The organism is Prosthecobacter sp. (assembly GCF_044226605.1).
In the GTDB taxonomy this organism is placed as follows: domain Bacteria; phylum Verrucomicrobiota; class Verrucomicrobiia; order Verrucomicrobiales; family Verrucomicrobiaceae; genus Prosthecobacter.
The window spans coordinates 85,085-104,567 of record NZ_JBGAGS010000003.1; the positions used below are offsets into that span (position 1 = coordinate 85,085).

Here is a 19,483-nt window from a genome sequence, read left to right on the forward strand (position 1 = left end):
TGGCTCAAAAAAATGCGCTTAAAATTCGAATGGTGTCGCAAGAGGGCAGTGCGGGCGGAAAAAGATCACCGCAGCCCCAGCGCATGCATCAAGCCGTTAAAGACCGTGACAAACAGCCACGCATACACCATCCAGCCCACCACGAGAAAGCCCACGATCATCAACGCCAAAAGAAACAGGCCCAGAAAAAAATGAAACGTGCTGCGGTGCACTTTGTCCTTGTGCCCGGCCTGCCACTCGGTCAGCAGCCGTAGATTGCGTGAGTTCGACTTGAAGAACACGGATGCTAACGCGCCAGCACCTGGTACGAGGCCGATGATGAAATTGATGCCCATGTTCAGCGCCATGCGCAGAAACACATGAATCGGTATGCCGCTGCGCAGCGCATCCAGCAGAATGATGAAGCCCGCACCCGAGGCCACCGTGTCTCCCACTGCGGGGATCAGCGCCAGGATGGGATCGAGCCCGACCCTCACATTTGTCCCAGGCACTCGCATCAGTTCATCCAGATACTTCGTCAGGATGCGCGCCGCCGCATTGTCCACCGGATCCTTGCTGCCCGCCAGCTTCGCCGCGATGGGATTGACCTTCGGCGGCAGCACTTCGTCCACCTTGATGTCTTTCGTCGGATCGGGCATGAAGTACTGGATACCCCAAGGCCGCAAATGGCAACCTCGTAATGCCGGGCACGGCATGCAAAACCCTTCTGCGTTTGTAACCCAAAATAGATACTGGCGCTCAAACGCGCCTCTCCCCCCACGAACAGGCCCTCTATGACCTGTTCGTCCTGTCTGCTCATTTAGCCCCAGGGAACCAAGAACTCGCAGCCACTACGACTTGTTCGGCAGATCCACCAGCATCTGCGCATTGCTCGGGTACCGCTCCAGCAGGGAGATCACCCGCTGGATCGCCTCCACCGGCTTGTGACCGGCCAGGCCGCGGCGCAGCATGTGGATCTTGTCCAGCTGGAAGGCCTGCAGCAGCAGCTCTTCACGGCGTGTGCCTGATTTGAAGATGTTCACGGCAGGGTAGATGTACTGCTCCGCGATCTTGCGGTCCAGCACCAGCTCCATGTTGCCCGTGCCTTTGAACTCCTGAAAGATGATGTCGTCCTGGCGTCCGCCGGTTTCCACCAGCGCCGTGCCCAGGATGGTGAGGGAGCCGGCGGTGCGCGTGTTGCGCGCAGCCGCAAACAGACGCCTTGGAATCTCCAGCGCGCCCACCGCCAGACCACCGCTGCCCGTGCTGCCCTTGCCCATGCTGTTGTTGAAAGCACGTGCCATGCGCGTGATCGAGTCCATGAGCATGAAGACATGCTCGCCGCACTCGACGAGACGCTTGGCGCGTTCGATGGCGAAAGTGGAGATGCGCGTGTGGCTCTTCACATCCTGGTCGTTGTTGCTGGCGTAGATCTCCGCCTGCGGCAGGGCGCGTTTGAATTCCGTCACTTCTTCCGGGCGCTCGTCCACCAGCAGAATCATGAGGTGTGTGCCCGGGTGGTTCGTCAGCACGGCTTCCGCGATGTGCTGCATGATCGTTGTCTTGCCTGCGCGTGGTGGCGCCACGATCAGGCCACGCTGGCCACGGCCCACCGGCGTCATCATGTCGATGACTCGCGTGGTCAGGCGCTCCTTCGTGGTTTCAAGCTGGTAGCGCTTGTTTGGATTCACCGCCTTGAGTTCTTCAAACAGCGGCAGTTCGCGCATGGCCAGCGGGTTGCGGCCATTCACTTCGGTCACTTCCGTGATCTGCGGTCCGCGTGCGCCTTTGCACTGCACGCCCACGACCTGCATGCCTTCGCGCAGGCCGTATTTGCGGATGAACTCGGGCGCGATGAACGCATCCTGCGGATGCTGCGCAAAGGACATCTCACGGCGGCGCAGGAAGCCGTAGCCCTTCGGCGACATTTCCAGAATGCCATTGGCCGGCTCCGGCGGGCCCAGCGGCTGCGGCGGTTCCGGTTCGTAGTGATGTCCGCCCTGACCTTGCTGCTGGCCATCACGGTCACGGTTGTCACGTTCACGATTATCACGATTGCCACCGCCGTTCGTCTGATAAGGCGCGCCTCCCTGGCCCGAGCGGCGCTGCGCATCGCGCTCCGCACGGCGCTGCTTCCAGCGCTCAAACTTCGCCTTGCGCCGTTCCTTCGCCGTCATCGGGCGTGGCTGGCCGTTTTCACCGATCACGGTGTAGCGCGGCAGTCCGCTGGGCTCGGTGCTCGTGGTCGTTTCAGGGCCGTCGGCTTCATCCTCGCCCTCGCCATCTTCTGCGGCATCGCCCTCAGGCGCGCTGGTGGCTGCGGCAGGAGCCGGAGCTTCAGCGACCACTTCAGGTGCGCGCGCTTCCACGGCCGGTGAAGGAGCTGCAGCAACAGGCTCCGCAGGTGCAGAGGCTGGGGCAGGCGCAGGTGCCTCGGCTGTCGTCAGGGCCAGCTCAGGGGTATCGTCATCAGAAGCTGTTTTTTTCTTCGCCGTCTTCCGTGCTGGCTTGGCTTTGGCTGGCGGTGCGGCTTCCTCAGCCTTCACTTCCACCACTTCCTCCACAGGTTCGGCCTTGGCTTTGGGAGCCTTCTTGGCAGGAACTTTTTTGGCGGCGACTTTCTTGACCGCTGCTTTTTTGGCCGGGGCTTTGCGCTTGGTTTTCGGGGCTTCTAGCTCGGCTAGGGTATCTTCAGACATAAACAGAAAAGGGGAGGGGATTAATCGAGCTGATCGGCAATCGAGTCGTCGATTTCAAAATTGGCGTGGATGTTGTTTGCGTCGTCGTAGTCGTCCAGGATGTCGTACAGGCGGATCAGCGACTTCGCGGTGTCCACATCGCTGATCGTCACGGTGGTCTGCGGCTGGTAAATGAGCTTCTGCGAGCGCGAGGTGAAACCCTTCTCTTTGAGCGCGCCGTTCACCTGAAAAAGCTGGTCCGTGGCAGTGTAGACGATCCAGTCGTCCCCGTCTTCCACGATGTCCTCGGCGCCGCCTTCCAGCGCCGCCTCCATGATCTGGTCTTCCGTAGCCGCAGCCTTGTCCAGCCGGATCTCACCACGCCGCGCAAACATGTATGCCACGCTGCCGGAGTCTGCCAGGGTGCCGCTGTTTTTGCTCAGCAGCACGCGGATGTCATTGAAGCTGCGGTTGCGGTTGTCCGTGACGATTTCGATCATCATGGCCACACCGCCGGGCGCGTAGGCTTCATACAGCACTTCTTCGATCTGCGCTCCGCCCAGCTCTCCGGTGCCCTTCTTGACGGCACGGTCGATGTTGTCATTCGGCATGTTTGCCGCGCGGGCCGCCAGGATGGCGCTGCGCAGCCGTGCGTTCATGTCCGGGCTGCCGCCGCCATGCTTCGCCGCCAGAGTGATTTCCTTTGCCAGCTTGCTAAATGCATTGCCGCGCTTGGCGTCCGTGATCGCTTTGCCACGCTTGATTTTGGACCATTTATTGTGGCCTGCCATGATTATGAACGATGTCAGTTAAAATGCAGCGGACCGGTGCGGCCATGACAATGACGGCGGCCATCCGTGCGGTGTGGTTTGGGGAAATGTAGGGAGGGGGGAGAAGCGGCATCGCCGCGGTGAGTCTCTGCAGGAATGACGGCCACGCAGCGAGTGCGGAGTCGCGTTTCATCAGCGCCAGGGCTGGGGAAACTTCGGCAATCCTGCCGGGAACAACACCAAGTGTTCACCAAGTTGAGAGAACTTGGAACGGTGTGAACAGTGCGGGATGCCGCGGCATCATGCAAGGGGTTTTTCTGCGAAACCACCAACAGCCGCTGAAGGCGCCGTCCATCACGACTCCGCTTGCCGCGGCAGATCCTCCTCTTCCTCTGGCGCCTCCTGATGCTCCTCTGCAGTTTCGGTTCCTTTGACCTCATGCCATTCGCTTGATGCACCCGGCTGTCATCGTTCATCACACTTCGCCTCATCCAGCCTCTCATCTTTTTCTCCCCACGATTCAAGAACCCGCCCCTCAGCCCGTATTCGTCGCGTGATCGCGCGCCTCACACTCCTGCTCAGCCTGCCGGTTTTGCTTCTGGCAGGCACTCCGCCTACGGCGCCGCTGTGGTCCTTGCGGCCCTTTGCACGGCAGCCTCTGCCGCAGCTGCAGCAGCGGGGCTGGCCGCGCTCGCGTGTGGATCATTTCATTCTTGCGCGTCTGGAGCAGGCCGGGCTGCAGCCGAATGCCGATGCTGCGCCACTGACCCTCCTGCGGCGCATTTATTTCGATCTCATCGGCCTGCCGCCGCCGCTGGAGGTGATGGAGAATTTCGAAATCTCGCAGCTCCCCGCTGTGGTGGACAGGCTGCTCGCCTCGCCCGAATTCGGCGCGCGCTGGGGCCGCCACTGGCTGGATGTGGCACGCTACGCCGAGACCAGCGGCAACACCCGAAACATGGCCTACGTGCTCGCCTGGCGCTACCGCAACTACGTCGTGCGCGCCTTCAATCGCGACACTCCCTTTGATGAATTCATCCGCGAGCAGATCGCCGGAGATCTGCTGCCGCCTGCGCCGGATGCCCTGCGGCACGATGACCAGCTTCTTGCCACCGGCTTTCTCAACATCGGCGTCAAGTCGCTCGGCGAATCCGACCTCATGCTCTACGACATGAACGTCGCGGACGATCAGATCGACGCCACCTGCCATGCCTTCCTCGCCCTCAGCGCCAACTGCGCACGCTGCCACGACCACAAGTTTGACCCCATCCCGACCGCCGACTACCACGCGCTCGCCGGCATCTTCCGCAGTACGCAGAACCTCTCCGGCGTGGAGACCAACAACGTCAAAAAAGAAGCCGATGCAATGCCCCTCGGCCCCGATGGCGTGCAGCGCATGCAGGCCGTGAAGCAGCACGAAAAAGACATCGCCGAGATGCAGAAGGACTACGCTGAAGTGGCAAAGAAGCGCAACACCATGCGCGAAGAACTCGTGAAGGCCGGCATCAATCCCGCGCAGAAAAACGCGGTCATGCCCAAGGAGATGGCGGAGAAGATGAGCACCCTCACCGTGCTGGAAAGAGACGTCGGAGAATGGCAGAAGAAGCTCGCGGAAAAACAAAAGAGCATGCCCAAGGCCCCGCCGCTCGGCATGTCCGTACGCGAAGCTGAGACGCCGCTCGACTGCCCTGTCTTTGACAAAGGCGAAATCAAAAAACCGCTCGCTCCCGTGAAGCGCGGCGCGCTCTCCGCCATCCCGGTCAAGCTCGCCCCCATCGGTCCGAAAGAGAGCGGGCGCAGGCAGCTCGCTGACTGGATCGCCAGTCCGCAGAATCCGCTGACCGGGCGCGTCTTTGTGAACCGCGTGTGGCTGCATCTCTTTGGCCGCGGGCTGGTAGACTCACCTGACGACTTCGGTCGCATGGGGGGCAGGCCCAGCCACCCCGAACTGCTCGATGACCTCGCCGCACGCTTCGTGAATGAAGGCTGGTCCATCAAAGGCCTCATCCGCGAGCTCGTTCTCTCGCGCACCTACCAGCTCAGCTCCAGCACCCGCTCAGATCTCGCGCAGGCGCAGGACCCCGCCAACCTCCTCCTCTGGCGCGCCAATCGCAAACGACTCGAAGCCGAGCCCCTGCGAGACGCCATCCTTGCTCTCGGCGGCACGCTTGATCTCACCCCGCGCGAAGGCTCTCCCGTGGCCGACAAGGCGCAGGCCATCACGCCCCAGGGCCGCGAAGTGGGCCGCAGACATTTCCTCAACGATCTCCAGGACGACACCACCCACCGCAGTGTCTATCTGCCGATCGTGCGCGGCGCGCAGATGCCCATGATGCAGTGCTTCAACGCCGCCGATCCCGGTCTCGTCATCGGCGGCCGCTCCGCCAGCATCACCCCCGTCCAGTCCCTGCTGCTGATGAACAGCGATCAAGTCATGCGCCAGGCAGAATCCTTCGCTCGCCGCCTCAGCGGCCGCACCCCTGAAGAGAAAATCACCTGCGCCTGGAAGATGGCCTGCTGCCGCGCCCCGACGGCAGAAGAACAGCAAACGCTGCGTGCCTTTCTCGCAAGCGCCGGAGACACACCCAATGGCTGGGCGCAGCTCTGCCATGCGCTCATGCAGAGCGGGGAGTTTCAGGTGGTGTATTGAAGTGAAGAACATCGTCATCGCGCTGCTGGCGCTGTGATTTCTGTTTCACCCGTGCATTCAGACCTGCCGGACAAGCATCCCCACCGCCATGGCCATCATCATGAGGTTTTCCGTCAGGGAGATGAACCCCAGGGGCACCTGGCTGCCGCCGCCAACGCAGGCACAGTTGAGATCTCGCTTCTCGATATAAACTGCTTTCACGACGGAGACTGCGCCAATCGTGCTGGCGACCAGAACCAGAGGGGCCACCATCCAGGTCAGCAGGTTTCCGAGCATGAGCACGCCGCCGAGCGTCTCGATAAACGCATACGCGTGTGCGTAGGGCACGTAGCGCCGGGCCAGCAGGTCATACTGCACAAAGCCGGTGGCAAACGACTGCAGATCCCGCAGTTTTAAAATCCCGAGCACACACATGCTGAAGGCTACGAACTGCCCTGCCACATGAACGAAGGAAAGTGGACGTCCTAACGACCAGCTTTCCGCCAGTGCCATGAGCAGGGCGATGGAAAACACCGCTACCACGGGCTGGTAGGTTGGCCCCTCCTTGGGGTCTGGTGGCAGGCCCAGATGTTCCCGCAGGGTGTCGTACCCGCCGATGTGTTCTCCTGCGATGTCGATCTGCGGCGTCTCTTTGTACCCGTGCTCATTTTTATAGCGCTCGTTCGCCTCCTCGCTGGTCAGGTGATGATCGTCGACCTCGTAACCATGGCGATGCAGCAGATCCAGCGCCTTCACGCCCCAGGGGCATAAATGCTTGGGCGTGACCATGCGGTGAATGCTCGCTTTGGGTTTCATGGCAGTCGGTCAGTCAACGGGGACCTGCAGCGTGCGGGCCACACGCTCCTCGGGTTTTTCGTACCAGGTGAAAAGCGTTTTGATGATGGTGGGAAATCCCAGGCTCTCGTGCTTTTCGTGGGCTGTCTCGATGGCCGACTTGAGGTAATCAAGCTCGTAGGTGCTGGCATCCACGCCCTTGGGCAGCGGTTGCTCCCGCAGTTCCGCCAGCACAAACCGGAGGAATTCGTCCACCTCCTCCTGGCTGCGCCCGTCAAGCAGGTCCAGCCGGATGCGCAGCGTGCGGGAGCAGGCGAGGAGGATCTGCAAATCTCCCTCCAAAGACTGCGCCAGGGTGTTCCATGCCCGCCGGGAGGAGACATCGAGACTGGCGGCCTCGTCGCGCAGTTCCGAAAGGGTTTTCTCCAGCCGGGCGATTTCTTCCTGCAGGGCCTTCCATGATTGCAGGGCACGCTCGATGTCCGCCTGAGCGGGCTTTCCGGTGTAAGCGAGGTCTGTCTCAGCAGCTAGGTGCTGAATGTGGCCCAAAGATTTTTCAACATCGTTCCACGGATGGTTGAAATCCGCAGTGGCTGCGTGGCTGGCGCCGAACTCGCGACCGCTTTGCAGCTTGGAGCGAAGGTCGTTTTCCACGGCCTTGAGGCGGAGGGAGTTTGCTTTGAAGCCAGCCTCCAGTTGGGCGAGCATCGCATCCGGTGAAAGGTAGTACATGACAGAGTGGAGGGGAGGGGGAACGGGAAGACGGGAAGCTGAATGATGCGCCTCCGTGAGTCGGTAGCATGGGATCGTCCGTGGCGATCCCGCCGGACGCACGGAATGCCCCGCAACGAATGTGGCGGAAGGCAGCACGTTCAGCCGCAGGGCGTTATCGATCCGCGTGACATACAAAACGCCGATTTTATTTTGCCTTAAAATTCCGCGAAACTTCGCAGGTCCCCTCACGTTCTGATTTGCCTCTAAGAATGTCTTGGACATGCAGATGCTTGTCGTTACATCTTTGACCTAGCTCGAACGTTGGAATCCTGTTTTTATCACCATGAAATTACCCATCCTCGCAGTTGCCGTGCTCGCTCTCTGCCCGGTCTTGCCTGACGCAGTCGCAGCGGTGCAGGTCGTCAATGAAGCGGCTCCGGTGGTGGAGATCAATGGCTTCGTCGAGATCCTCATGGCCGATGGCACCGTGCGCCGCGTGCGCAAAATCACGGGCATGCTGCCAGATGCGCTGCGCGTGATGACGGACGATGGCATCGGCAAAATACCGCTCAACACCCTGCATCCGAAAGCCCTCGAAAAGCTGAACTCGATGGTTGAAACTCCGGAGCAGAGGCAGGCGCGTCTCCAGCGCGAAGCCGCCGCACAGCAGCAGTATCGGGACGCGCAAGCTCTCAGGGAGCGCATGGCCGCTGAAGACAATGCAACCAGCGCCGCCGGCCAGCGTGCCGAAGCTGCGCGCCAGGAGGCCGCGCGTCAGGCCGCTGCCGAAGCCTATGCCCGGCAGCAGCAGTACCTCATGGAAGCCCAGAAGATTCAGGACGCCCAGCGTGCTCAGCGCGCCGCCGAGCGTGCCGAGCGCCAGCGCATCCTGGACGCCGAGGAGGCGCGCCAGCGCCAGCAGTACGAGGCCGAAGTGGCCGCCGCCCAGGCACAGCAGGCGGCAGCGATGCAGCAGCAGCAACAGGCCACCGCCGCCGCACAGGCAAACCAGGTGGGTCCGCTGGCCGCCATGATGTCGTCCCGCGACCGCGCCGCATCTGGCGTGGACAAGCTGGACATGAATGAACAGGCAGCCCTGCGGGAGTGGGTGATGAATCCGAACCTGCAGTCGCCGAACAACAACACCTGGAGGCAGAAACTGCAGCAGCAGGAACGCGAGGTCCTCGCGGCCTGGCTGAATCAGAAGCGCTTCGACAATCTCTCCCCCGCCATGAAGGAGCGGGTGCCTGGACCGGGGGTGAACCACGACGATGGCGCCGTGAGCAGCTTTCTGCAAGGCAACTTCGACGGCTTCGCGCCCGGGAAAATCTTCCATCTCGTCAATGGCAAGGCCTACCAGCAGACAGGCGGCAGGACGCAGAGCTTCTATTCCTACAGCAACGGAACCAAAGTCACTCTCCGCCCGATCGGCTCAGGCATTTATGTGATGAACGTACCGGGAGCAGGAGAGGTGAATGTCAAATACATCGGGCACTGATAGTGCCGCTCTCCCGCGAAAACTTTCCCGCCAGCGACGCGTATAAGTCTTCGATGGGTCCGCTCGCATCCCGCCGCCGTCTCCTCAGCGCCTCCAGCGCCGGGTTTGGCATGCTCGCTCTGCGCGGCTTGTTCGGTGCAAATGCACAGGCGGCGCTGGTGAATCCGCTGGTGCCGGCGCGGACGCATTTTCCGGCGCGGGCGAAGCGGGTGATCTTCCTCTTCATGCAGGGCGGCCCCTCGCAGGTGGACACGTTTGATTTCAAACCAGCGCTGACGAAACAGCACGAGGTGCCGATCGCGAAGGGAAGCACGACGATGTATTACCAGTCTCCGTGGGCCTTCAAGCCGCGCGGGCAGAGCGGCATGCTCATCTCTGATCTGCTGCCCAACATCGCGCGGCATGCGGATGACCTGTGCGTCATCAATTCCATGCACACGGATCACAGCGCGCATCCGCAGGCCATTCTGCAGATGAACACCGGCAGCTTTGCCTTCACGCGGCCCAGCGTGGGCTCGTGGTGTGTGTATGGCCTTGGCACGGAAAATCAAAACCTGCCGGGCTTTGTCACCATCAATCCCTCCTTCTCCGGCGGTGGTCCGCTCAAGCACGGCTGCGCGTTTCTGCCGGCGGTCTGCGGCGGCACCCCCATCGGCCAGGACAGTGGCAATGGCGCAAGCCCCGAATTTCCCGCCACACCGCTGAAGGACATCCAGCTCCCCTTCATGAAAAATGCGCGGCTGGATGTGCCCGCCCAGCGGCGGCAGCTCGATCTCGTGCAGTCGCTCAACCGGCAGAAACTCGCGCAGGACGGCAGCAATGAAGCACTGGAAGGCCTCATCACCTCCGCGGAGCTGGCCTTCAACATGCAGCGCGAGATGCCCGAGGTGATGAACCTCAACAAGGAAAGCAAGGCCACGCAGGAGATGTATGGCATCGGCGATGGCAAGCCCACCGATCAGATCGGCCGCGCCTGCCTCATGGCACGCCGGTTTGCGGAGGCCGGCGTTCGCTTCATCCAGGTGAATCACGAGTTCTGGGACGATCACTCAGACATATTCAAGGGCCACCCGCAGCACGCCCGCGAAACCGACCAGCCCGTCGCCGCGCTGCTGACCGATCTCAAACAGCGCGGCCTGCTCGAAGATACTCTCGTGCTCTGGGGCGGCGAATTTGGCCGCCCGCCCACGCTCAACAAAAACAACGGACGCGATCACGACAACCTCGGCTTCACCATGTGGCTGGCCGGCGGCGGGTCAAAGCCCGGCATCCGCTACGGCAGCACCGATGAAACCGGCATGAAAGCCGAGCAGGACAAAGTGCATCTGCATGATCTTCACGCGACGATGCTGCACCTTCTGGGGCTGGATCATGAGCGGCTGACGTACCGCTATGCGGGCAGAGATTTTCGACTGACGGATGTGTTCGGCGAGGTGAAGAAAGGGCTGCTGGCGTAGGGGCGTTCGCCCGCCTCTGAACGCCTTTAAACCGCAGACTACACGTGGTCGCTTTGCGTCTTGGAGTTCTCCAGTCTCTGGAGCTTTCGCGTGTCTTTGGACGTTCGAAAGCGCCGGAGGTCCGGCGCAGTCCAGGACGCAAAGCGCGGACGACACCAGTGTTTCAACACGTGGACCGTCTCTTCCTCGCGCATGTCAAAAATTAAAAGGCGAAAGTCCGATGCTGCACCATGGTATAAAATGGCAGGCCGGATCTCCCGCCGGTCAACAAACCAAGAACCGAATACCGCCTCACTTCGCCTTCTTTTTCGTCCCCTTCGCACCGGCTTTGTCCGGAGCGGCCGCAGGCTTCTCAGGTGCTTCGTCAAACTTCAGCACCTTGGGCAGGGTGGGGGAGGGGCCGTCCCAGAGGAAATGCTCCAGGCGGACCTTCGTGGCGCGGTCGCGGGCCTCCACGGCACGGTCGCCAGGGCGCTGGGCGATCTGCTCCGCCAGACGGGCTGCGGCCTCCCACTGGCGCGAGGCTTCCAGCAGGTCCACGCCGAAGAATCCTGCCTTGGAAAACCAGACGTAGTCCGCCGGGCTGGCGGGCGGCGTTTTGTCTGCCTCTCGCAGCACGTTGTAGCAGGCTTCCAGTGCCTCGGTGTCGTGCTTCGCATCGTGGTGAATGGAGGCCAGCGTGAAGCCCGCGCGCGCCTTCCACAGAAAGGGCAGGGCATGATCGGTGAGAAATTCGTCCAGCAGGTCCGCGGCAGCGTCCAGGCGTGCGGGCTCGGTTTTGCCCAGCAGCAGGAGCAGTTCCGCCTTCTCGCAGATGGTGGCCAGACGCTGCTCGGGATCCAGCGCCTTCATGGCCAGCACTTTGTCCAGCGCGGCCAGGGCTGCGGCGTGATTTCCTTGCAGCCTTTCAGAGAGCGCCTGCTGCCTGCGCGCCGCCACGGCCAGCGGGCCGTTCTTCTGCGCCAGCTCCTCCCAGATTTCCATGGCACGCTTCCGGCCTTCCAAGCTCATCACCGAGTTGGCGGACATCGCAGCAAAATACAGCGCGGAATCCGCCTGTGGACCGTCCGGGGCATCGCGCGCGATGATCTCAAATTCGGTGCGCGCGTTCGCATAATCCTCCAGCCGGTAGTAGGCCCCGGCGATTTTCAGCCGCACCTCCGGCAGCAGTGCGCCCTTGGGCCATGCCTTGATGAATGCGGCTCCCTGCGTGACCAGCGTTTTCAGATCTCCAGCGGCATCGCTCAGCCACATCCGCGTGTAGTCGATGCGCTGCAACTGCGCCGGGGAGAGCTCGGTCTTGGCGGTGGTGGCATTGTCCAGGGCCTTCCGCGCTTCATCGACACGCGGCGGCACGGCCATCAGCTGCCACTCCGCCAGCGCCACGCACGCATCCGCAAAGCGCGGATGTTTCGGGTGGGCGCGGATGAAGGCGCGCAGTGCGGACTCCGCCTCCGGCTTGTGACCAGCGGCAAGCTCCAGGGCCTTCTCAAGCTCCAGGGTGGCAGCGGAATCGTTGCTGTCCACGCCGGCCGCAGCGGTGTTTGTCAGGATCTCCAGCTGGCCCAGCAGGCTTTGGTACAAGGTGAAATCACTCGCTGAAATGGCCGCCACCGCCGCATTGAAAAGTGCACGCCGGCGCTCCGTCAGCGTGGCGGCCACGTTGGCGGCGTTTTGAAACACCTCCACCGCCTCCTGGTGGTCTCCACGGCGGTAGAGCAGGCTGCCCACGGCAAAATCCACCGGCACGGAGGAGCGGCTGAACTTCTCCCGCCATGCCTCCGCCAGCACCAGCACGCGCTCGTCGCTGTGGTGGCTGGCATAGATCTCCATGGCCAGGCTCATCGCCTCGCTCAGGCGCGGATGACTCGTGTGCGACTGGATCAGCGCCTCCAGCAGGCCCACAGCCTCGTCATCGCGCTTCAGCGCCGCCAGCCATTGGGCGGTGAGGTACATCGCATGTCCGCGAAACTCCGCTGTGGCCGCCGCCAGCACCGGGGGTGGGTCTGGCAGCTGCTGCGCCTTGTTTCCAGAGGAAATCCAGCGCAGCACGCCCTCAGGCATGGTGGCGGACTGGGGCTCCTGCTCGTGTACGCGGTTCAGCAGGTCAAAGGCCTCCTCCCACAGCCGGCTGTAGGCCGTGGCGTCCAGAAACTTCAGCAGATGCGCCTGCGCCTCCGCCACCCGCTTCTGTCGCAGCAGCGCCTCCGCCTGCAGCAGGGTGGCCGCCTGGTGCATGCGCTCTCCTCCCTGCGGGGAGTCCAGCACGGACTGCAGAATCTCCTGCGCAGGCTCCACCCGCCCGCTTTGCAGCAGCGCGCGTGCGCGCAGAAAGCGCGTGGCGGCATCCTCCGCAGCTTCGGGCAGATCCGTGGCGGGCTTGCCCTCGTTGATGTCGATCTCGCTTTGCAGCAGGCGCGCATGCTTTTGCAGCGCGGCGTCTTTGGAGTCTGCCAGCAGAGGAGCGAGCGCATCGCGTGCCTCGGCGTTCTCTCCCAGCGCAGCCAGCACCTGCGCCAGCAGCAGCTCCGTGCGCGGATGGTGGGTTGTGTCTGAATCCTCCGCCAAAGCCTTGCGCGCCGCCGCCAGATCTCCCGTCAGGGCCAGTGCCTGGCCGCGCCAGAAGGCCTCGTCATCCAGATCATAGGCCTCCGCCAGCGCCAGCACGCGTGGGCCCTCTTCGGCGCGCGTCCAGGCCTCCGCGGCAAAGGTGGCCAGCAGGCGGGTCTCCACCCGCGTCCAGCCTTTGCGCTTCAGCAGCCGCTCCGCCTTCACCCCGGCCACTCCGGGCAGTCCGTCTGCCAGCGCCTGCCGCGCCGAGACATATTCCGCAGACTCCTCCAGCCCCGCGGCGCCCAGTGCGGCGGGAAAGGCGAAAAGGGCGGCGGCTGCAAATAAGATACTGCGGGACTCAGGCATGCTGCATGGAGCCTATCGCAGCATTCGCCCCGCGGCAAAGAAGAATGCTGCACCCTTGGCTTCTGATTCAGAACTGATCGAGCAGATACTTGATGAGATCCGTGGTGGTGACGATGCCCACGAGCTTCGTGCCGGACACGATGGGCAGGGCGTGGAAGGTGCCGCCGGCCAGCAGCTCCGCCGCTTCCCGCACGGTGCCCGTTTCTGCCAGCGTGACCGGGTTCTTCTGCATGACCTGCTCAAGCGTCAGCGTGTGGTCCAGCGTGGCATCCACGGTGCGTTCATCGGTCTGAAAGGCATCGCCAAAGCTCACGCGCAGGATGTCGCTCCAAGTGATGATGCCCACAAGCTGCTCGCCATTGACGACGGGGATGTGGTGCATGCCATTCGTGCGGAAAAGGGCGCGGACTTTGGAAATGGGATCGCCGTGGTGGGCGGTGATCACGTTTCGGGACATCAGGTGGGAGATGGGGTCGTTTCGTTTCATGGGTTGGTGCATGAAACATGCAGGCGTACGCCCTCCGCTGCTCCGCCCGCCTTGGGCATGCGTGGGCAGATGTTGCGCAGCACCACCCTCATTCCACCAAGAACCAAGAACCGAGAACCGAGAACCAAAGGCATCAACGCCATCGTCCCCGCCCTTCATCACCTCAGTTCCACCACCACCGCGCTCGCATTGTCCCTGCCGGACTCAGCCACGGCGTATTCCACGATCGCCCTGGCGTCTTCCGTTGCCAGCATGTCTCCCAGGCGGCGGTCCCAGATGCCGTCGATCACGCCGTCTGTGCAGAAGAGAAAGCGGTCGCCGCTCTCGCAGTTTACGGAGCCGAGGTGAGGCTCCAGAAACTGGCGGTTGGCGCCCAGCACCTGCATGAGCACGCTCTTGCGCGGGTGCGTACGCGCCTGGCGTTCATTGAGCTCTCCCTTGCGCACCAGATGGCCCACGTAGCTGTGATCATGCGTGAGCTGCTTCATCGGCCCCGCCTTCGGCAGCCAGTAGATGCGGCTGTCCCCGATGTGGGCAAAGTGCAGCCACCCCGGCGTGAACCAGCCCAGGCTCAAAGTCGCACCCATGCCGCGGCATTCCTCGTAGTAGCGCCCCAGCTTGATCAGTTCCTCATGGATGCGGCTGAAAAGCTCTCCCAAAATGTCCCCATGACCAATGGCGATGTGCTGGGCGGACTGCTTGAAGCTCTTCGGCAGCAGCTGGGTGATCTTTTCTGCGGCGATCTTGCTGGCAAATTCCCCTGACTTCGCTCCACCCATGCCGTCGCTCACCGCAAAGACGAAGTCTCCGCGTTCCAGGCTGGAGTCGCCTATCTTGCCCAGGTAGCGCACCTCATGAGCGTCAAAGTTCAGGCACAGGAAGGTGTCCTCATTGTTCTGGCGCACACGACCGCGGTGGGTCATGCCGGACCAGAGGATGTGGCTTGGCGGTTGGTTGGGTTCTGATTCGGTCATGCAGCAGGCTTCGGCGGCTGGTCAAGAACGGTGGCCAGCTCGAAATCGATCAGGCAAAACCTCCCGTCGCTGTTGCGGTAGGTGATGTTGCGGGCAAAGGCGTCCTCATGGCGTACACCGTAGTCGCGCTCCAGGTCGTCAAACAGCTCCTTCACCCGCTTCTCGCTGATGTGGGTGACGATTGAGCCGCAGTTGGTGGTCACGATCTTGAGCGCCGCGGGGTCGGACTCCAGCAGGCGCGGCACGTAGTTGCAGCCGCGCTCCTCCAGCACCTTGAGCACCCGCACCTCGTTTTCAAAGCGTCCCTGGGCGTTGTGCCCTTTGAACTGTTTGTACACCTTGCCGTCATAGCCGATGTGCACAATGGCGCGGGCGGTGTTTTTGGCTTCGTGCATGGTGGGTGAAAGGGCAACGTTCCAGCCTGCGGCAAAGATGCGCAAGAGCCCGCGCCGTTCTTTTTTTGCAGGGAAGGGAGCGGCGGTGGGAGGATGGGGGTGAGGCGGAGCTTTCACTCCCCAATCAATCCAAGAAACCGCAAATTCCTAAAAAACATCTAGCTTCTGGCATGCAACATGCTCAAATCTCGCCTTGCCAACGCCGAGGAGAAGTCTCCGGAGGCCAAAAGCAAGACTAAATCCAAACACTCAACCATGGCCAAATACAAACTCGAATACATCTGGCTGGACGGTTATCAGCCGGTCCGCAATCTCCGCAGCAAGACTCAGCTCAAGGACTTTGCCAGCTTCCCTAAGCTGGAAGAACTGCCCGATTGGGGCTTTGATGGATCTTCCACCAAACAGGCCCCTGGCGGCAGCTCTGACTGCGTGCTGAAGCCTGTGGCCGTGTACCCTGACAGCAGCCGCAAGAACGGCGTGCTCGTCATGTGCGAAGTTTACAATGCGGATGGCACCCCGCACGCCTCCAACGACCGCGCCACCATCCTTGACGATTCGGACGCCTGGTTTGGCTTTGAGCAGGAATACTTCCTTTACCAGGACGGCCGCCCTCTCGGCTTCCCCGAGCACGGCTATCCCGCCCCCCAGGGCCCTTACTACACAGGCGTGGGCTACACCAATGTGGGAGACATCGCCCGTCAGATCGTCGAGGAGCACCTCGACCTCTGCCTTGACGCCGGCATCAACCACGAAGGCATCAACGCCGAAGTGGCCAAGGGCCAGTGGGAATTCCAGATCTTCGGCAAGGGCTCCAAGACCGCTGCCGACCAGGTGTGGGTGGCCCGTTACATCCTGAACCGTCTCTGCGAAAAATACTGCGTGGACGTCGAGTACCACTGCAAGCCCCTCGGCGCCACCGACTGGAACGGCTCCGGCATGCACGCCAACTTCTCCACGAAGTACATGCGTGAAACCGGCGGCGAGCCCTACTTCCTCGCCCTCATGGCCCAGTTCGACAAGAACTGCGCCGAGCACATCGCCGTCTATGGTCCGGACAACCACATGCGCCTCACCGGCCTGCATGAGACCCAGAGCATCGACAAGTTCTCCTGGGGCATCGCCGACCGTGGTGCGTCTATCCGCGTGCCGCACAGCTTCAAGAAAAACGGCTGGAAAGGCTACCTGGAAGACCGTCGTCCAAACAGCCAGGGCAATCCTTACCAGATCGCCTCGCGCATTCTCAAGACGATCTCCGAAGTGCCGAAGCCTTGATCGGCTGCCGAGACATCCTCTCTCCACGAACGCCGCCTGGAAACAGGCGGCGTTTTTTTTGGTGCGTGCGGATAACGCTTTTTGACCCTCCCCTTTGTTTGCAAACCCGCCCCTTCGCGCTACGTCAGGCGTATCCCCCAACCTCCCATGCCTACCGAACAAGACATCCGCAACGCCCTCGGCAACGTCCGCTACCCCGGTTTCAGCCGTGACATCCTCTCGTTCGGCCTCGTCAAAGGCATTCACATTGAAGGCAAGGACGTCACCATCGACATCTCCATTGCCACCAAGGATCCCAACATCCCCCGCCTCATTCACGAGCAGGCCACGGATGTGCTGAACAAGGTGGCTGGCGTCGGCCAGGTGAAGCTGAATTTTGACATCAAAGACCCGCCCGGCGCAGGCGTGACCGCGTCGGAAAAACTGGGCAAATCCAGCATCCCCGGTGTGAAAAAAATCATCGCCGTGGCCTCTGGCAAAGGCGGCGTGGGCAAGAGCACCGTCGCGTCCAATCTCGCCATCGCCCTCAGCCAGAGCGGCCTGCGCACCGGCCTATGCGACTGCGATTTGTACGGCCCCAGCATCGCCCTCATGTTTGGCACCGATGAGCGCCCCTACCAGAACGAGGAGCAGCAGATCGTGCCGATTGAGAAATACGGCATCCAGCTGATCTCCATGGGCTTCCTGCTGGAGGACAGCTCGCCGGTCATCGTGCGCGGCCCCATCGCCACCCGCTACACGCAGCAGTTTCTGCGGCAGGTCGCGTGGGACAATCTGGACGTCCTTGTGCTCGACCTCCCCCCTGGCACCGGAGACATCCAGCTCACCATCGTGCAGACCGTCTCGCTCGATGGCGCGGTGATTGTCACCACGCCGCAGGAAGTGGCGCTCATCGATGCGCGCAAGGCGGTGGGCATGTTTCAGAAGGTGAATGTGCCGATCATGGGCATCATCGAAAACATGAGCTATTTCCTCTGCCCCAGCGACGGGCAGGTGTACCACATCTTCGGCAAAGGCGGCGGCGAGCACGAAGCCAAGCGCCTCGGCGTCCCGCTCCTCGGCCAGATTCCCATCGAAATGCACGTCCGCGAATGCGGCGACGAAGGCCACCCCGTCGCCCTCGAAGATCCCGCCAAATCCGCCACCTCCAAGGTCTTTCGCGAGATCGCAGCGAAGGTGAAGTGAGGCGATTCTCCGCCGGTTCATTGAGCACAGCATCCTCCGCAAAGGCCGCGCATTCATGGCGCGCATCGGCTTTCGATGTTCGGCCTCCATTTGCTGCTGCGGCGTCCATGCTTCCTCATCCTCCCAGCCGAGCTCTCGGCTCGGACTCTCGTGGCCTCAGCCGGTGCCATAAGGCATGCTCAAGGGCACCTCGCTCTGATGAAGCCGTGGGAAATGCAGGCTTGCACCACGGCGGGCCGAGCCTCATCGTCCGGCAATGCAGCGAGAAAACCTCCGGCGCTTCCTGTTTGTCTCCGCAGCCTGCCTGCTCTCCTTTCCCTGGCTCACGCCATGTGTGGGCATCTGGGGCGCCATGGCGGTGGATGGCACGCACAATGCGGTGACGCACCGGGACAGAGACAAGCTCAAGCTGCCCACCCCGCAGCTCGAAGCATGGTCGGAGAAGAAGCAGCCGAAGCTGACGGTGTCTGAAAATCAGACCGTCCCGGCCAGCATGCGCATTGAAGATGCGGAGCTGGCCTGGACTCAGGGCGGCCGCAATGCGCCACGTCCCGGCACCCTGGTGGGCAAGGGCGCTTCCGCTGCTGTGGATGGCCTGACCTACACCCTCGCGTGGGTGGACCCCGTCACCTGGGTGGTGGACGACCCGTGGCGGGTGAAGCCCTCCACACCGCGCCGGCAGCTGGTGCTCTGCCAGTCTCCCTACGTCGTGCTGCAGGCCCAGAGCCTCCGTTTCACACGCGAGGGGAAGACTGGACCGGTAAGGCTGGCCAAAGCCAAAAGGGCGCTCGTGACCGTCATCACGCCCGGTGGTTCTTACAGCATCTGGGCAACTGAGATCCACTATCGTAGCCCGTCGCAGGAGATGCTGTTGGTGGGGACGGGGCAAATTTTCACCCCCCAGATGAAAGTGATTGAGCCAGCCAAGGTGGACTCATCGGTGAAGCTGAATTTCGTGAAACACACGCTGGCGTTCGATGGCAAGCTGAAGGAGCCGTCTCGCTTGTTCTGGAAGCCTACTTCCAAGGGAAAAGCTGGATCTGATTCGCTGATCGACGGCCTGCTGCTTCCGACAAACGCCGGCGCCTATCCATATCCCGCACCCACTGCTGTACCGAAAGTGAAACCGGCACCAGCACCGAAAACTCGGTGAGGTGGGTGGGTCGCCGAGCCTGCGGCACTCTCCTATGCAGCCAGCCTGCCTGATTCTGCACCAGCGATGCCTTCAGGTGAGCCAGAGGGCACCCGCTGCCGTGAGAAGGGTGTGACCACCTCACGAGACCGGGACAAGCTTCAGGCACTTGCGCACCAAAAGATACCAGACCATGGTAAGAACGAGCAGGCAGAAGGCAAACCGGTAAAACACATCTCCAAAGCCCTCGATCATTGTCTTCATCTGAAAAAAGACGGCTGACTGGTCCTTGTCGCTGGTTGGAATCTCATGGAGCAGCTTGAGCATGTGCCTTGTGAACAGAAAGGCGCCGCCACAAGCAGTCAAACTGAGCCCTGTCAGGATCCACAAACACAAAGAAAGCTTGGGTGTTTCTTTCATGATGGCGAAGGTAGTGAGTCGTGCCGTGGGGTCAATGTCCTGCCGCATCCGTTCTCTCCGATTCTTTGGCTGCCTGAAGCCCGCTGAGCCTGCTCCCGCCGCTTGATTTTCCCAGGGGCCAGAGCTGAATAGTCGCTCTTCATTTTTCTCTCCGCCGCAAGCCCGCGCCATCACTCAGC

At 62.0% G+C, this 19,483-nt stretch carries 16 protein-coding genes; 6 read left to right on the plus strand and 10 right to left on the minus strand.

Annotation, left to right across the window (positions count from 1 at the left end):
- Positions 1–65: 65 nt before the first annotated feature.
- The 3 genes from ACILSO_RS04675 to ACILSO_RS04685 all read right to left on the minus strand — a co-directional run bounded on the left by ACILSO_RS04675 (position 66) and on the right by ACILSO_RS04685 (position 3,448).
- Positions 66–638, minus strand: coding sequence for a DUF4112 domain-containing protein (locus ACILSO_RS04675; RefSeq protein ID WP_395736209.1), 573 nt, complete (start codon positions 636–638; stop codon positions 66–68).
- A gap of 192 nt (positions 639–830) precedes the next feature.
- Entirely contained in the window at positions 831–2,678 is a 1,848-nt protein-coding gene (gene rho, locus ACILSO_RS04680; protein ID WP_395736210.1) for a transcription termination factor Rho, read from the minus strand.
- A gap of 20 nt (positions 2,679–2,698) precedes the next feature.
- Positions 2,699–3,448, minus strand: a complete 750-nt coding sequence (locus ACILSO_RS04685) for a YebC/PmpR family DNA-binding transcriptional regulator (RefSeq protein WP_395736211.1) — start codon at positions 3,446–3,448, stop codon at positions 2,699–2,701.
- Between the two features lie 532 nt (positions 3,449–3,980).
- On the opposite strand from ACILSO_RS04685, the gene ACILSO_RS04690 reads away from it, so the two are divergent.
- Positions 3,981–6,077: a DUF1549 and DUF1553 domain-containing protein gene (locus ACILSO_RS04690; RefSeq protein ID WP_395736212.1), complete on the plus strand. Its 2,097-nt coding sequence runs from the start codon at positions 3,981–3,983 to the stop codon at positions 6,075–6,077.
- Positions 6,078–6,134: 57 nt separating this feature from the next.
- On the opposite strand, the gene ACILSO_RS04695 is transcribed toward ACILSO_RS04690, so the two are convergent.
- Together ACILSO_RS04695 and ACILSO_RS04700 are read right to left on the minus strand one after the other, a co-directional pair.
- Positions 6,135–6,872: a glutaredoxin family protein gene (locus ACILSO_RS04695; protein WP_395736213.1), complete on the minus strand. Its 738-nt coding sequence runs from the start codon at positions 6,870–6,872 to the stop codon at positions 6,135–6,137.
- A gap of 9 nt (positions 6,873–6,881) precedes the next feature.
- Positions 6,882–7,583, minus strand: a complete 702-nt coding sequence (locus ACILSO_RS04700; RefSeq protein WP_395736214.1) for a hypothetical protein — start codon at positions 7,581–7,583, stop codon at positions 6,882–6,884.
- 325 nt (positions 7,584–7,908) lie between these two features.
- Here ACILSO_RS04700 and ACILSO_RS04705 point away from each other — a divergent pair, with 325 nt between their 5' ends.
- A complete protein-coding gene (locus ACILSO_RS04705; RefSeq protein WP_395736215.1) occupies positions 7,909–9,063 on the plus strand; it encodes a hypothetical protein in 1,155 nt (384 codons plus the stop codon).
- Between the two features lie 53 nt (positions 9,064–9,116).
- On the plus strand, positions 9,117–10,520 hold the full coding sequence (locus ACILSO_RS04710) for a DUF1501 domain-containing protein (RefSeq protein WP_395736216.1): 1,404 nt from the start codon (positions 9,117–9,119) through the stop codon (positions 10,518–10,520).
- Between the two features lie 291 nt (positions 10,521–10,811).
- Here the strand turns inward: ACILSO_RS04710 and ACILSO_RS04715 are convergent, their stop codons facing one another.
- From ACILSO_RS04715 to ACILSO_RS04730, 4 genes are all read right to left on the minus strand, one after another.
- Positions 10,812–13,439 carry a tol-pal system YbgF family protein gene (locus tag ACILSO_RS04715; RefSeq protein WP_395736217.1) on the minus strand — a complete coding sequence of 876 codons (2,628 nt, stop codon included), beginning with the start codon at positions 13,437–13,439 and terminating at the stop codon, positions 10,812–10,814.
- 67 nt (positions 13,440–13,506) lie between these two features.
- A complete protein-coding gene (locus tag ACILSO_RS04720) occupies positions 13,507–13,926 on the minus strand; it encodes a CBS domain-containing protein (protein WP_395736218.1) in 420 nt (139 codons plus the stop codon).
- A gap of 158 nt (positions 13,927–14,084) precedes the next feature.
- The gene (locus ACILSO_RS04725) at positions 14,085–14,900 is read right to left on the minus strand and encodes a PP2C family protein-serine/threonine phosphatase (protein WP_395736219.1); all 816 of its coding nucleotides are present in this window, start codon (positions 14,898–14,900) and stop codon (positions 14,085–14,087) included.
- The gene (locus ACILSO_RS04730) at positions 14,897–15,295 is read right to left on the minus strand and encodes a serine/threonine protein phosphatase (RefSeq protein ID WP_395736220.1); all 399 of its coding nucleotides are present in this window, start codon (positions 15,293–15,295) and stop codon (positions 14,897–14,899) included. The genes ACILSO_RS04725 and ACILSO_RS04730 overlap by 4 nt, the downstream gene beginning before the upstream one ends.
- Positions 15,296–15,550: 255 nt before the next feature.
- On the opposite strand from ACILSO_RS04730, the gene ACILSO_RS04735 reads away from it, so the two are divergent.
- The 3 genes from ACILSO_RS04735 to ACILSO_RS04745 all read left to right on the plus strand — a co-directional run bounded on the left by ACILSO_RS04735 (position 15,551) and on the right by ACILSO_RS04745 (position 18,905).
- The gene (locus ACILSO_RS04735; protein WP_395736221.1) at positions 15,551–16,567 is read left to right on the plus strand and encodes a glutamine synthetase beta-grasp domain-containing protein; all 1,017 of its coding nucleotides are present in this window, start codon (positions 15,551–15,553) and stop codon (positions 16,565–16,567) included.
- Between the two features lie 147 nt (positions 16,568–16,714).
- On the plus strand, positions 16,715–17,752 hold the full coding sequence (locus tag ACILSO_RS04740) for a P-loop NTPase (protein WP_395736222.1): 1,038 nt from the start codon (positions 16,715–16,717) through the stop codon (positions 17,750–17,752).
- A 256-nt stretch (positions 17,753–18,008) separates the two neighbouring features.
- Positions 18,009–18,905, plus strand: a complete 897-nt coding sequence (locus tag ACILSO_RS04745) for a hypothetical protein (RefSeq protein WP_395736223.1) — start codon at positions 18,009–18,011, stop codon at positions 18,903–18,905.
- 120 nt (positions 18,906–19,025) lie between these two features.
- Here ACILSO_RS04745 and ACILSO_RS04750 read toward each other — a convergent pair whose 3' ends face one another.
- Positions 19,026–19,478, minus strand: a complete 453-nt coding sequence (locus ACILSO_RS04750) for a hypothetical protein (RefSeq protein ID WP_395736224.1) — start codon at positions 19,476–19,478, stop codon at positions 19,026–19,028.
- Positions 19,479–19,483: the final 5 nt, after the last annotated feature.